The 14190-nt window shown below is 69.6% G+C and carries 11 protein-coding genes and 1 tRNA gene; 7 read left to right on the top strand and 5 right to left on the bottom strand.

The genetic code is table 11. The features are described from left to right. Nucleotides 1–190 precede the first annotated feature (190 nt). A complete protein-coding gene (locus ASF41_RS24735) occupies nucleotides 191–331 on the top strand; it encodes a hypothetical protein (protein WP_156653257.1) in 141 nt (46 codons plus the stop codon). Between the two features lie 99 nt (nucleotides 332–430). Here ASF41_RS24735 and flhA read toward each other — a convergent pair whose 3' ends face one another. The 3 genes from flhA to ASF41_RS09845 form a co-directional block, all read right to left on the bottom strand. After that, nucleotides 431–2596, bottom strand: coding sequence for a flagellar biosynthesis protein FlhA (gene flhA, locus ASF41_RS09855; RefSeq protein ID WP_056222579.1), 2166 nt, complete (start codon nucleotides 2594–2596; stop codon nucleotides 431–433). A 112-nt stretch (nucleotides 2597–2708) separates the two neighbouring features. After that, complete coding sequence (locus tag ASF41_RS09850) at nucleotides 2709–3953, bottom strand: hypothetical protein (RefSeq protein ID WP_056492810.1); 1245 nt, start codon at nucleotides 3951–3953, stop codon at nucleotides 2709–2711. Nucleotides 3954–4053: 100 nt separating this feature from the next. Next, nucleotides 4054–4707 (bottom strand): ABC transporter ATP-binding protein, encoded by a 654-nt coding sequence (locus ASF41_RS09845; RefSeq protein ID WP_055953674.1) that lies wholly within the window; start codon nucleotides 4705–4707, stop codon nucleotides 4054–4056. A gap of 236 nt (nucleotides 4708–4943) precedes the next feature. On the opposite strand from ASF41_RS09845, the gene ASF41_RS09840 reads away from it, so the two are divergent. The 3 genes from ASF41_RS09840 (at nucleotide 4944) to ASF41_RS09830 (ending at nucleotide 7090) form a co-directional block, all read left to right on the top strand. Further along, a tRNA-Ser gene (locus ASF41_RS09840) sits at nucleotides 4944–5033 on the top strand. A 531-nt stretch (nucleotides 5034–5564) separates the two neighbouring features. Then, nucleotides 5565–6212, top strand: a complete 648-nt coding sequence (locus ASF41_RS09835; protein ID WP_056492807.1) for a DsbA family protein — start codon at nucleotides 5565–5567, stop codon at nucleotides 6210–6212. 14 nt (nucleotides 6213–6226) lie between these two features. After that, on the top strand, nucleotides 6227–7090 hold the full coding sequence (locus ASF41_RS09830) for an MBL fold metallo-hydrolase (RefSeq protein WP_056493031.1): 864 nt from the start codon (nucleotides 6227–6229) through the stop codon (nucleotides 7088–7090). Between the two features lie 54 nt (nucleotides 7091–7144). Here the strand turns inward: ASF41_RS09830 and ASF41_RS09825 are convergent, their stop codons facing one another. Together ASF41_RS09825 and ASF41_RS09820 are read right to left on the bottom strand one after the other, a co-directional pair. Continuing rightward, complete coding sequence (locus ASF41_RS09825; protein ID WP_056492804.1) at nucleotides 7145–8212, bottom strand: spore photoproduct lyase family protein; 1068 nt, start codon at nucleotides 8210–8212, stop codon at nucleotides 7145–7147. 109 nt (nucleotides 8213–8321) lie between these two features. Next, nucleotides 8322–9068, bottom strand: a complete 747-nt coding sequence (locus ASF41_RS09820; RefSeq protein WP_056492801.1) for an SHOCT domain-containing protein — start codon at nucleotides 9066–9068, stop codon at nucleotides 8322–8324. Between the two features lie 258 nt (nucleotides 9069–9326). Between ASF41_RS09820 and glgX the strand changes: the two genes are divergently transcribed. The 3 genes from glgX to ASF41_RS09805 all read left to right on the top strand — a co-directional run bounded on the left by glgX (nucleotide 9327) and on the right by ASF41_RS09805 (nucleotide 13743). After that, nucleotides 9327–11603, top strand: a complete 2277-nt coding sequence (gene glgX / locus ASF41_RS09815) for a glycogen debranching protein GlgX (RefSeq protein ID WP_056222562.1) — start codon at nucleotides 9327–9329, stop codon at nucleotides 11601–11603. Nucleotides 11604–11778: 175 nt separating this feature from the next. After that, nucleotides 11779–13383 carry a hybrid sensor histidine kinase/response regulator gene (locus tag ASF41_RS09810; RefSeq protein ID WP_056492798.1) on the top strand — a complete coding sequence of 535 codons (1605 nt, stop codon included), beginning with the start codon at nucleotides 11779–11781 and terminating at the stop codon, nucleotides 13381–13383. A 36-nt stretch (nucleotides 13384–13419) separates the two neighbouring features. Further along, nucleotides 13420–13743: a hypothetical protein gene (locus tag ASF41_RS09805; RefSeq protein WP_056492795.1), complete on the top strand. Its 324-nt coding sequence runs from the start codon at nucleotides 13420–13422 to the stop codon at nucleotides 13741–13743. Nucleotides 13744–14190: the final 447 nt, after the last annotated feature.

Raw genomic sequence — 14190 nt, 5'->3', positions numbered from 1 at the left:
TGAGCGGCGAACCCCCGGAGCGGATCCAGGTCTTGCCCTGGTGGATGATCAACGATCCCGCCGCCCGGTTCGACTGGTCATCAATCAGGATTCCATTCCGAAAATGTCGCCGGCAACCGGGCGGGCCTAGATCGATCGCATCAAGGAGATCGCGCCGGCCTTCTACTCGGTCGATCAGGAGGCCTCGGCGATGAACCTGCGGGCGGACCGCCAGCTGCGCGTCCCGGAGATCATCAGGGCCGCCGGCGGCTATACGCGGCGATCGCGGAACCTGTTCTGGCTCCGGGATGGCTACGTCGAGGAATTCTACCTCTGCGGCACGACAGACTGATCCGCGTCACCCCCGCGACGGGGCCGACCGCGACAGGCGCGCGCGGCGAACCCGGATGGTCCGCGAGACCGGTTCACCGCCGGGGCGCGGGGTCGCCTCTCAGACCGAGCCGACGGTCCGGAGCCGGGCCCGGGGATGGATCTCCGCTTGGCTCATCACCGGCGTCTCGCGCCGGAAGCGCTCGATGATCGAGCGCACGAAGGGCCGGGCCTGGACCGAGGTCACCAGCACGGGCATCTCGCCCATGCGGGCGGCGGTCTCGAAGCGGTCGCGCACCGTGTTGACGAAGTCCGAGAGCTTCGAGGGCTGCATCGCCAGGTAGCGCTCGTCGCGCTCGCCCGCGATCGAGTCGAGGAAGGCCTGCTCCCAGGCCGGCGACAGGGTGATGATCGGCAGCATGCCGTCCGGCCCCTGGTACTGGGCGCAGATCTGGCGGCCGAGGCGGGCGCGGACGTGCTCGACGATGTCGCGCGGGTTCTTCACGTGCCCGGCCACCTCTGCGACGCCCTCGATGATCGCCCCGAGGTCGCGGATCGAGACCCGCTCGGCCAGCAGGAACTGCAGCACCCGCTGGATGCCGGTGGTGCCGATCTGGCTCGGCATCACCTCCTTGAGGAGCTCGGCATGCTCCTTCGAGACCTCGCGCAGGAGCTTCTGCACCTCGACATGGTTCAGGAGCTCGGAGACGTGCGCCTTGATGATCTCGGTGAGGTGGGTGGAGACCACCGTGGCGGCGTCCACCACGGTGTAGCCCTTGAGCTGGGCCTGGTCCCGCAGGGAGGCGTCGATCCAGGTGGCGGGGAGGCCGAAGGTCGGCTCCAGCATGTGCTGGCCGGGCAGCTGCACCTGTCCGCCCATCGGGTCCATGGCCATGAACTGGCCGGGGAAGATCTGGCCCGTGCCGGCCTCGATCTCCTTGACCCGCACCACGTAGGCGTTCGCGTCGAGCTGGACGTTGTCGAGGATCCGGACCGAGGGCATCACGAAGCCGAGCTCGGCGGCGAGCTGGCGGCGCAGGGCCTTGATCTGGTCCGTCAGGCGGTCCTGGCCCTCCGGGCCGTTGACCAGGGCGAGCAGGGCGTAGCCCATCTCGAGCTTGAGGTCGTCGAGCTTCAGGAGGTCGGTGACGGTTTCCTCCTTGGCGGCCGCGGCGGCGGCCACCGCCGAGGCGTCCATCGGCGCACCGTCGGCGTCGAGGGGCGGCGCCTCGCGGGCGACCTTGGCGAAGTGCCAGGCGGCGTAGCCGGACGCGCCGGCGAGCGCCAGGAAGGGCAGCATCGGCATGCCGGGCAGGAGGGCGATCAGCACCATGACCCCCGAGGACATGCCCAGGGCCTTGGGGTAGTTCGCGAGCTGCTTGCCCAGGGCCTTGTCGGCCGAGCCCTTCACGCCCGCCTTGGAGACCAGGATGCCGGCCGCCGTCGAGACGATGAGGGCGGGGACTTGCGAGGCGAGGCCGTCGCCGATGGTGAGCAGGGTGTAGGACTTCGCCGCGCCCAGGAACGGCATGCCCTGCTGGGCGACGCCGATGATGATGCCGCCGATTACGTTGATGAAGGTGATGAGCAGCGCGGCGATCGCGTCGCCGCGGACGAACTTGGAGGCACCGTCCATGGCGCCGAAGAAGGAGGATTCCTCCTCCAGGGCGGCGCGGCGGGCCTTGGCCACCTTCTCGTCGATGAGGCCCGCCGAGAGGTCGGCGTCGATGGCCATCTGCTTGCCGGGCATCGCGTCGAGGGTGAAGCGGGCGGCGACCTCGGCGATGCGGCCCGATCCCTTCGTGATGACGACGAAGTTCACGATGATCAGGATCGCGAAGACGATGATTCCGATGACGAAGTTGCCGCCCATCACGAAGTTGCCGAAGGCCTCGATGACGTGGCCGGCGGCCGCCGTGCCCTCGTGCCCGTGGCCGAGGATGAGGCGGGTGGAGGCGAGGTTCAGCGCCAGGCGCAGCAGCGTCGCCACGAGGAGCAGGGTCGGAAAGACCGTGAACTCGAGCGGATTGTCGATGAACAGCCCGGTCATCATGATCAGCACCGAGATGATGATCGAGACCGCGAGCAGCAGGTCGAGCAGGAAGGCCGGCAGCGGGAAGATGAGCACCGTGAGGATGCCCATCACGGCGGTGGCGAAGAACAGGTCCGTGCGCTTGGAGAGCGCGTTCAGGTTCGCCCGGTTCGGGATCGCGAAGCTCGCGAACTGTGCGAGGCTCCCCCCGGCCCCTCCCGCCGGAGCCGGCGCGCCGGCAGCCGTCTCGCTCATCGTCACCCTCGCTGCCCCCGAGGGTCGGGGGCTCGGCAAGATTTGCCGAGCACAGGGTTAGCGAAGGGTTAACGCCAGGCCGTCCGCCCCCCGCCTGAGCGGAAATACCGCGTCAGGCGAAGTATTTGCGGGTGACCACCGCGAGCGCGAACACCAGTCCGGCACCACCGGCGATGAGGCTGATCATCAAGAGGCGCCGGGGCTCCTGGGAGGATTCGGGCTTCACCGGCTCGACGATCATGCTGAAGAACTCGATCTGGCGCTCCGCGATGATCCGCGCCCGCTCGTTCGCGGCCAGCACCTTGGCGAAGTACTTCTCCGCATCCGCCCGGTCGGCGTCGTAGGCCTCGAACCGGGTGAGGGCGTTCGCCAGGATGCGGCGCTGTTCCGGATCCTCGCTGGCCGACTGGCGCTCGATCCGCGCGATGTTGTCGTCGAGGTCCTTGATCTGGGCCTTCATGTCCTGGATGCGGCGGGTCTCCGGCGAGAGGTCGCGCTGGCCCTGGATGAGCTGGACGGCCAGGTTGATGCGGGCCGTGCGCAACTCCGACAGGACCTTCAGGTTGCTCTCGTTGGTCTTCTGCGCGTCGAGGACGCCGTCGCGGTTGCGCAGGGCCGCCACCTCGGTGCGGATCTTCAGCATCCGCTCCTCGGCCCGCTTGAGCTCGCGCTGGCTCTCCAGCACCGCGTCCTCGCGGGCCCGGCCGCTGAGGGCGTTCACCATGCGCTCGCTCTCGGCCAGGATCGCGTTCGAGAGGTTGAGGGCATCCTGCGGATCGAAGGCGTTCACGGACAGGAGGATGATGCCCGACCCGGACTCGATCTTGGTGTGGACCCGCTCGTGCCAGTACTTGACCAGCTTCTCGATCGGCTTCTTGGGATCGAAGCGCGAGAGGATGTCGATGCCGGGCCGGGAGAACATCTCCCGCAGGGGGTAGGTCTTCTCGATGGCCTCGATCATCGGCCGGCTCATGATGTAGTTCGTCGCGATCAGGCTGTCCTGCGCCACCATCTGCTTCATGGGGGAGCCGGAATTGGTGCCGACCTGATCGGGCGAGGCCTTGTCGACGTTGCCGAGGGCCGGCCGCAGGGCGAAGCGCGACTCGATCACGAAGCGGTCCGACGCGATCACGCCGTAATAGGCGATGGCCGCCAGGGTCGGGATCAGGAAGCAGACCAGGAAGAGCACCGGGATCAGCGGATCCGTCTTCACGTGGCTCTGGTAGGAGCGGATGCCCTTCTTGCGGTCGGCGAAGCGCGAGACGCGGGCGATCTGCTTCAGGGATTCGGCCACCGCGTTCGAGCGGTCGGCCGTGGTCAGCGGCTGACCCTGCGGGTTGCGGATTTCGATGCTCATGCGCCCCGGTATTCCATGTCGTCCGGCCATCCCGCCGCCAGGGTACACCCTTTGCACCGCCGCCGCGGCAAAACCGTGGCCACCGGCGCGCCGGCGCAACTCAGGCGTTCAGGCGGCGATAGACCTCGATGGCGTCGTCGATGCTCTCGTAGACGATCGCCCGCCCGTTGATGATGACGATGCCCTGCTGGCACCAGGTGCGCAGGGTGTCCATGCCGTGGGAGACCATGATCACGTCGGCATTCTCCCGGCGCGCCGCGAAGGCCTCCTCGCAGCGCTTCTGGAAGCGGGCATCGCCCACCGCCGTGACCTCGTCGATGAGGTAGCAGTCGAACGGGATGGCCATGCTCATGCCGAAGGCGAGGCGCGAGCCCATGCCGGACGAGTAGGTCCGGATCGGCACGTCGAGGTAGCTGCCGAGCTCCGAGAAATCCTCAACGAACTCCAGCACCTTGCGCGGGTCCTCGCCGTAGATGCGCGCCACGAAGATGATGTTGTCGCGCCCGGTCATGGCCGGGTGGAAGCCGCCGGCGAAGCCCAGGGGCCAGGACACGCGCGTGGTGCGGACCACGCGGCCCTTCGTGGGCATCTCGGTGCCGGCCAGGAGGCGCAGGGAGGTCGACTTGCCGGCGCCGTTGATCCCCAGGATGCCGTAGCTGGTGCCCGGCTTCAGGGTGAAGGAGACGCGCTCCAGGATCGTCCGGCGATGCCCGTCCGTCCGGTAGACCTTGGTCACGTTGTCGAAGCGGATCACGGCGGAGCACGACTCCCGAAGCCTGGCCCTGCGCATCGGCTGCAAAAGCGGCGAATCTGAGAACGCGGCGCCGCGACCCCCGAGGGGCGGGTGCCCTCGGCGGGGAAATCGCACGGGAATCGTCAGCTTTGCCGTTCCGAGGCTTGCACGCCGTCCATGCGGCTTGTACAGGACGCCTCCCGGCGCGATCGCGAAGCCCGGCCGCCCCGGCGGCTGCGAGACGCGGCGACGGGACCGGAGGGGTGGCCGAGTGGTTGAAGGCGCACGCCTGGAAAGTGTGTATACCGGAAACGGTATCGCGGGTTCGAATCCCGCTCCCTCCGCCAGATCCTGACGTCCGACATTCGGCTCGTGCGAGAACGCCCAGCGTTCTCCGCGCACCGCCATGGCTTCCGTCCTGTTCGAAATGACAGGGCTTCACCCACCCTCTCAAGAGCGACGGGGCGCCCCGCCGTCTGTCGTGCAGGCTCGGCAGCACCGCACATCGTCGCGTCGTTGTCGTCGCCCGGCTTTGTTCGCGGGCGGCACCATCGTCATCCTCGCCCCCACCGCCGGCCACGGTCTCCTGCATAGGGCCGGCGAGCGCTGCGGTGAGGACCTAATTGGCGCGCTGGCCCGCCGCGCCATCGATCGGCGCGCTCTGCGCTGAGTTTAGGCGGGCGTCGGGACATCCGTGGCGCCGCCGGCTCCGGTTCGGTGAACCCGGAGACCGGGCCGCCGCGCAGGGGTCGGGCGACCCCGTCCGAAAATTGGACTCGTCTTGCTGAAAGTCTGGCGCTAAAGGACGCCTAGACTGAATTCAATCGGGTAATTCAATCGCTCCGGCGCGCGCTCAGACATTAGGCAGGTCCAGGTCCATGCGGTTGACCTTTCTGTTCGATCCCTTGTGCGGCTGGTGCTACGGGGCCGCTCCCGCGCTGGCCTGGATCGCCCAGTCGGGGGCGGTCGCGCTGGACCTCGCGCCCACGGGCCTGTTCGCAGGCGAGGGCGGTCAGCCCATGGATCCCGCCTTCGCGGACTATGTCTGGCAGAACGACCAGGGCATCGCGGACCAGACGGGGCAACCGTTCAGCGACGCCTATCGCGCCCTCATCTTCGGGACGCCCGGCGCCGCCTTCGATTCGGCCTCCGCCACCCTCGGCCTCGTCGCGATCGGACTGACCCGGCCCGGCCGGGAGTTCGAAGGCCTGCAGGCGCTCCAGCAGGCCCGCTACGTCGCGGGCCGGGACACTGCGGATCGCACCGTGGTTGCGGATGTGCTCGCCGGCGCCGGCTTCGCGGAGGCCGCCGGCCGGCTGGAGGAGCCCGACCCCGAACTGCGCGAGGCGACCCGGTATCGGATCGAGGCCGCCGTCCGGATGGCGGCCCGGTTCGGGGCCCGGGGCGTCCCCGCCCTCGTCCTCGCGGACGAGGAAGGCGCCCGACGCCTGCCGAGCGGCATCCTCTTCGGCGACCGGGACAGACTGGCGGCCGAGCTTCGCGCCGGATCGGGAGAAACACCATGATGGAGGAAACGCCGATGCAGACCGGGCTTGGCTCGACCATCGCGATGCCGCTGACCGGGCTGGCCGGACCCGGGCTCGCCTGGACGCACTTTCCCGCCGGCCCGAAGGGGTTCTTCCGCGCCCCGGTGCTGATCGAGGGGCCGACCGAAGCGATCCTGATCGACGGCGGCTTCACCGTCTCCGACGGTCGAGCCGTCGCGGCGGCGATCGCGGCGACGGGCAAGCGCCTCACGACGGTCTATGTCAGCCAGTCGGACCCGGATTATTACTTCGGGCTGAAACCCCTCTGCGAGGCCTTTCCGGAGGCCCGGGTGCTCGCTGCCTTCGCCACCGTGTCGGCCATCGCCCGCACGGTCGATGCGAAGATCGCCGCCTGGGGCCCGCAGCTGGGGGCCGAGGGTCCGGGGACGCGGGCCGACGTGGTCATGCCCACGCCCTTCGACGGCGCTGCCCTGTCGGTCGACGGAGAGACCGTCGAGATCGTGCCCGCCATGGGCCTGCCCAACCGCCGCACGCTGTTCGTCCCGGCCCTGAACGCGGTGTTCGGCGGAGTCCTGATCTTCTCCGGCGTCCACGTCTGGACCGCCGACACGCCAAGCCCGGAGGCCCGCGCCGCCTGGATCGCCGAACTCGACCGGATCGCCGCGCGTGCGCCGTCCGTCGTCGTGCCGGGCCATCTGGCGGTCGAGGCCGCCACCGACGGCTCGGCCCTCGCCTTCACCCGAAGCTACCTCCTGGCCTTCGAGGAGGCCCTCGCGGCGGGCGGGGATGCCGCCGCGCTGAAGGCAGCGATGCTGGCCCGCTTCCCGGGCCTCGGCATGGACATCGCCCTCGACATCGGCGCCAAGGTCGCCACGGGCGAGATGGTCTGGGGCTGAGGCGGTGCGGCACGCCAGCGGGGGCGGCGGACGGTGGCCGGGCCGCCGGCCCCTTCAGAACGCGTACCGCACCGTACAGTAGGGCATGCGCTCGGCGAGCAGGGCCTTGAAGCGGGCGAGCCACTGACCCTTCCAGCCGGTGCGGTAGCGCAGGTTGGCGCCGCCGCCCTCGGAGACCTTCGCCTCCTGGATGTCCGGCCGCCAGAGCAGGTCCTCGGCCTTGGGGTGCCAGCCGAGATTGACCGCGTGCAGGTCGGCGTTGTGGGTCAGCAGGATGATCTCCGCCTTGAGCTGCGCCCTGGCCGCCGGCCCGATCGCGCCGTCGATGGCGGCGAACAGGGCCGCCCAGTCGGCCTCCCAGCCCTCGTAGAGGATGACCGGCGAGAAGTTGACGTGGACCTCGTAACCGGCGGCGACGAAGTCGTCGATGGCGGCGATGCGCTCGGGGATCGGTGCCGTCCGCACGTCGACGATGCGGGCGATGCGCTCGGGCATGAGCGAGAAGCGGATCCGGGTCTTGCCCTGGGGGTCGTAGGCCAGGAGATCGCGGTTCACCGCCTTGGTGGCGAAGGACGCCTTGGCGTTGGGGATGTCCCGGAAGAGCGCCACGAGATCCCGCACCGTCTCGCTCACCATGGCGTCCACCGAGAGGTCGCCGTTCTCGCCGAGGTCGTAGACCCAGAGGTCGGGATCGATCGTGTCGGGCTCGGGCAGGGGCCCCTGGCGGGCGGCGTGGCGCGCGATGGCGGCGGCCACGGCCTCGACGTTGACGAAGAGCGAGATCGGATTGGCGAAGCCCTTGCGCCGGGGCACATAGCAGTAGGCGCAGGCCATGGCGCAGCCGTTGGAGGTCGAGGGGGCGATGAAGTGGGCGCTGCGCCCGTTCGGCCGCATGGCGAGGCCCTTCTTCACCCCCAGCACCAGGGTGGAGCGCTTGATCCGCACCCAATCTTCCACCGAGCCGGCATTGCCGTGCAGGCTCGGGATGTTCCAGTGCGAGGGGACGACGATGCGTTCGGCCTCCGGAAACCGGTCCAGGATCTCCCGCCCGCGCGGGTAATCCGGCACGGCGGGCTCGTGATAGATCGTCGTGACGTCGAGGAGGTCGCGGGGTCGAGCCATCAGCCTTGCGGAATCTCTGCCGCGATCCGCGTCCTGCGCGCGGCACCGGTTCCAGGCCAACGCAGCCGGCCCCCGGGCGATCCGGCCCGCGTCGTTCGGAGCCGGGCGATCAGAGGCGCGCGAGCAGCTCGGCCTTCTTGGCGGTGAACTCGCCCTCGGTGAGGATGCCCTTGCGGCGCATCTCCGACAGGCGCTCGATCGTCGAGAGCACGTCGCTGCCGCCCACCGGCCCGGCGCTGCCCGGATGCGACGCCTCGGCGCCCGGATGACCGGCCTCGAAGGGTTCGGGCGCGAAGGGTTCGGGGGCGAAGGGGCGGGCCTCGCCGCGCTCGGCCTCGTCGAGGCGCTTCAGGCTGGCGAGGTCCACGGGGCCGCCGGGGCCGGAGAAGCGCAGGCTCGTCGCGCTGCCCTGCTGCTGCGAGACGCCGCTGATGGCGTGATCGGCGGTGTCGTAGATCGCGGCCCGCCCCTCCGATTCGACCACGAGACGCCGCTGGACCGGGAAATAGGCGTAGCGCATCCCGTTCTGCGATCCGGCGGTGGCCGGTGCCCCCCATTCGGGAGGCCAGGGCGCCCCGGCGCCGCGCGGCACCTCCGACCAGGCGCCGGCCGGCAGCGCGGCGGCGAGGGCGGTGCAGAGGGCGTCCACCCGGGCCTTGAGCTCGGCGTTGAACATGTCGCCGATCATGGTCATGCCCGAGCCCGACCATTGGCCGAAGCCGCCGAGCTCGGGATGGTTGAACTGCGCCATCCGGCCGTGGCCCGCTTCGAGCGCCTGGACGAGGTGGCGCACGGCGTCGAGGCTGACCCGGTAGCGATCGGCGATCGCCTGCAGGCCGTAGGGCTGATCTGTCATGCGCCGGTCTCCTTGCCCCGGGCGGCCCCCGCCGCGCCGAGTTCGCAGTCTTGGTGTTCGTAGTCTTGCCGTTCGTAGTCTTGCCGCAACCGCTCGCGCCGTGGAAGCGGCTGCGGGGCACCGCGCCGTGCGATGCAAAAAGATTTGCCCCGTGGCGGACCTTCCGGCGAAGCGTGAGCGTTCCTGTCCAGGTTTCCAGGACGGGGCGTCGCGCAGCGCCCTGTCTCGACGCACCCACCGATACCGCCCGGAGCGAACATGGCCGACACGACGAATCCCGCGGACCGCTCAAGCCCGCAGGGCCGCGCTAAACGTTCGCGTATCAAGGAAGGCTCGCCCTATCCGCTCGGCGCGAACTGGGACGGCCTGGGCGTGAACTTCGCCCTGTTCTCGGCCCACGCCACCAAGGTCGAGCTCTGCCTGTTCGACGATGACGGCGTGAACGAGATCGAGCGGATCGAGCTGCCCGAGTACACCGACGAGATCTGGCACGGCTACTTGCCCGACGCGCGCCCGGGCACCATCTACGGCTACCGCGTCCACGGCCCCTACGAGCCGACGGCCGGGCACCGCTTCAACCCGAACAAGCTGCTCATCGACCCCTACGCCAAGGGGCTCGTCGGCTCCATCACCTGGAACCCGGCCCTGTTCGGCTACCAGATGGAGACCGGCGACGACCTGACCTTCGACGACCGCGATTCCGCGCCCTTCACCCGCCGCTCCCGCGTCATCGACCCGGCCTTCACCTGGGGCCGGGACCGCAAGCCGCACGTGCCGTGGGAGAAGACCATCTTCTACGAGACCCACGTGAAGGGCTTCACCAAGCTCCACCCGGCGGTGCCGGAGAAGCTGCGCGGCACCTATGCGGGCCTCGGCACGCCGGCGGTGCTCGACTACATCAAGAGCCTCGGCGTCACCTCGGTGGAGCTCCTGCCGGTCCACGCCTTCGTGCAGGACGATTACCTGCAGGAGAAGGACCTGGTGAACTACTGGGGCTACAACACCATCTCGTTCTTCACCCCCGCCCGGCGCTACGCCGCCGTGCCGGACTTCGCCTTCTCCGAGTTCAAGGAGATGGTGGCGCGCATGCACGGCGCCGGCCTCGAGGTGATCCTGGACGTGGTCTACAACCACACCGCCGAGGGCAACGAGAAAGGTCCGACGCTGTCGTACAAGGGCGTCGACAACGCCTCCTACTACCGGCTCATGCCCAAGGAGCCGCGCTACTACATCAACGACACCGGCACGGGGAACACCTTCAACCTGTCGCACCCGCGGGTGCTGCAGCTCGTGACCGACTCCCTGCGCTACTGGGCCACCGAGATGCGGGTGGACGGCTTCCGCTTCGACCTCGCCACCATCCTGGGCCGCGAGCCGCACGGCTTCGACGAAGGCGGCGGCTTCCTCGACACCTGCCGGCAGGACCCGGTGCTGAACGGCGTCAAGCTCATCGCCGAGCCCTGGGATTGCGGCCCGGGCGGCTATCAGGTCGGCGGCTTCCCGCCGGGCTGGGCCGAGTGGAACGACCGCTTCCGCGACGACGTGCGCGGCTACTGGCGCGGCGACGAGGGCATGCTGCCCGATCTCGCCGCCCGGCTGACCGGCTCGGCCGACAAGTTCAACAAGCGCGGGCGCAAGCCCTGGGCTTCGGTGAACTTCCTGACCGCCCATGACGGCTTCACGCTGAACGACACCGTGTCGTACAACGAGAAGCACAACCTGGCGAACGGCGAGGACAACCGCGACGGACACTCGCACAACCTGTCGAACAACTACGGGGCCGAGGGACCGACGGACGATCCGGAGATCCGCGCCGTGCGCCTACGCCAGATGCGCAACATGCTGGCGACGCTGTTCCTCTCCCGCGGCACCCCGATGCTGCTCGCGGGCGACGAGTTCGCCCGCACCCAGAATGGCAACAACAACGCTTATTGCCAGGACAACGAGATCTCCTGGCTCGACTGGGAGGCCGTCGGGCCCGAGGAGCGGGATCTCGCCGAGTTCACGCAGCGCCTGACCCTGCTGCGCGAGGCGCTCCCGATCCTCACCCGCGGCCGATTCCTCACGGGCGCCTACGACGAGGAGTTCGGCGTCAAGGACGTGACCTGGCTGCGTCCCGACGGCGGGGAGATGTCGCCGGAGAACTGGACGCAGGGCGATGCCCGCGCCATCGCGGTGCTCCTCGACGGCCGGGCCCAGGCCTCGGGCATCCACCAGCGCGGCGGCGATGCCACCCTGCTGCTGCTCTACAACGCCTACCACGACCTCGTGTCGTTCACCCTGCCGGAATCGGTGGGCGGCGTCGGCTGGACGCGGCTCCTCGACACGAACCTGCCCGACAGCCAGGACGTGGTGAGCAAGCCGATCGGCGCGACCTACGAGGTCACCGGACGCTCGATGCTGATGTTCGTCCTGAAGCCCGAGGAGGTCGAGGGCGTCGAGGCCAGCGACGGGGAGCGTTCCTACCAGCACGTGATGCAGGCCTTCGAGCGGGCCAACGTCAACAGCGTCCGCTTCGAGACCGAGCAGCGCTGACCCTCCGACCGGCCGCGCGTCTCGTGACGCGCGGCCGGTCCTCGCTGAATCGTCATGCCGACGGTGAGATGCCTGGGCCGGCACAGGGAACGATGATGGCGCCGGGAGTTTGACCCGTGTAAGGGGCGACCTGCCAGGCTCGCCTGCGAAGCCCCGCCGATGTGATAGCGCGACGATGATCGACACGCCCAAGATGCCGCCGAACGGGGCGCTCGCGCAGGACCCGATCCGATCCCCGATCAGCCCGGAAGCGGCCTTCTTCTTCGCCTCGGTGGCCGCCTCGCGCATGCCGATGGTGGTGAGCGACCCGCGCCTGCCCGACAATCCGATCATCTTCACCAACGACGCCTTCCTGGAGATGACCGGCTACCGCCGCGACGAGGTGCTGGACCGCAACTGCCGCTTCCTCCAGGGGCCGGACACCGATCGGGGGGCGGTGCGCGAACTCGCCCGGGCGATCGCGGCCCGCGAGAACGTCGCCACCGAGATCGTCAACTACCGCAAGGACGGCACGCCGTTCTGGAATGCGCTCTTCGTCTCGCCGATCTACGACGCGGGCGGAACGCTGGTGTACTTCTTCGCCTCGCAGCTGGACGTTTCGCGCCGGCGCGACGCCGAGGAGGCCCTGGGCCAGGCCCAGAAGATGGAGGCGCTCGGCCAGCTCACCGGCGGCATCGCGCACGACTTCAACAACCTGCTGCAGGTGATCGTCGGCTACGTCGACATCGTGGGCGCCGGCCTCGACGATCCGAGCGCCGACCGCAACCGCCTGCGCCGGGCCACCGACAACATCCGCACCGCCGCCGAGCGCGCCACGACCCTGACGCAGCAGCTCCTGGCCTTTGCACGCAAGCAGCGCCTCGAAGGCCGCTCGGTGAACCTGAACGCCCTGGTCCAGGGCATGGCCGACATGGCCGGCCGGACCCTCGGCGAGACCGTCTCCCTCGACTTCGACCTCAGCCCCGACCTCTGGAACTGCCGCGTCGACCCGAACCAGGCCGAGGTCGCCCTCCTCAACGTCTTCATCAACGCACGCGACGCGATGCCGGAGGGCGGCCGCCTCACGGTGCGGACCGAAAACCACGTCATCACCGGCGAGGTCGACGGTCCCCTGGCCCCCGGCCGCTACGTCACCATCAGCGTGAGCGATACCGGCAGCGGCATCCCGGCCCATGTCCTGGCCCGGGTCATGGACCCGTTCTTCACCACCAAGGAGGAGGGCAAGGGCACCGGCCTCGGCCTGTCGATGGTCTACGGCTTCGCCAAGCAATCGGGCGGCGCCGCCCGCATCGAATCCGTCCTGGGGGCGGGGACCGTGGTGCGCCTGTCCTTTCCGGCCACCGAGACCGCGGTGTTCGAGGCGGCGCCGGCCGCGGTCGGCCCCCAGGAGGGGTCCGGCACCGAGACGATCCTCATCGTCGACGACCGGGAGGACGTGGCCGAGCTCGCCCGCACCATCCTGCGGGATTTCGGCTACAGCACCCTGATGGCGCAGAACGGCCGCGAGGCCCTCGAAGTGCTGGAGAGCGGGAACGCCATCGACCTGCTCTTCACCGACCTCATCATGCCGGGCGGCATGAACGGCATCACCCTGGGACGCGAGGCCAAGCGCCGGCGGCCCGACCTCAAGGTCCTGCTCACCACGGGCTACGCCGAGGCAAGTCTGGAGCGAACCGATGCCGGGGGTTCGGAGTTCGATCTCCTGAACAAGCCCTACCGCCGGACAGACCTGGTCCGCCGCGTTCGGGCGGTTCTCGACGGGCCCGTCGCGATCGGCTGACGCCTCGCCCGGGTCCTCCAGCGGAGTGGATTCGCGATGAACCAAGGCGACAAGTCGAAGTACACCGGCAAGCAGATCCGCAAGGCGGAGCACATCGCCGAGTCCTACGAGGCGCGCGGCGTGCCCGAGAAGGACGCCGAGGCGCGGGCCTGGGCGACCGTCAACAAGGACGATGGCGGCGGCAAGAAGCCCGGCGGCTCCGGGCGGGGCAAGGCGACTCGCCATCCCGCGGCCCATCGCGGCGGCGCGGTCGGCGGCAAGGCCTCGGCCAGCCGCACGGCGGAAGAGCGCTCCGCCTCCGCCAAGAAGGGCGCCGCCACCCGCAAGCGCAACGCGGACGCCGCGCGGCACGCGTCCTGAGGATGACCTGGGTCGAGGCGTACCGGGTGGTGGCGACCGTCCGACCCGACGGGCTCGGGCGTTGGACGGACGGCTCGAGCGCTGACGGTCTCAACGCTCCCTCCCGTGCGGTCGGGGCGATCGCCGATGGCACCGCGCCGTCAGTCCGGGGTACCGCAGGTGAGCCCGGACCCGACGGGGCGCGCCGGCAGCCTGCCATTCCAGAAGCCGCTCACGGGATGAAGTCCTGTAGGGCCCACGTTTCCTGATGTGGGGCTCCGTTGCGCGGCCCCGGGATGACGGGGTGCTGAGCGCGGGTTTTCACCGGATGCCGCGCGCGGGCAGACGCCCCCCGACCCAGAGCGGGGAACGGTGAGGGCCCCGCAACAGAGAGAGGCGCGCACCAATCCGCGGACGCTGGACCGTATGATCCAGCGTCCATCGCAGACGATGCGTCCGCGCTACGAC

It is taken from the genome of Methylobacterium sp. Leaf111, assembly GCF_001423285.1.
Classification (GTDB): Bacteria; Pseudomonadota; Alphaproteobacteria; order Rhizobiales; family Beijerinckiaceae; genus Methylobacterium.
The sequence above is the reverse complement of the archived record's forward strand: the minus strand, read 5'-3'. Positions and strand labels throughout refer to the sequence as shown.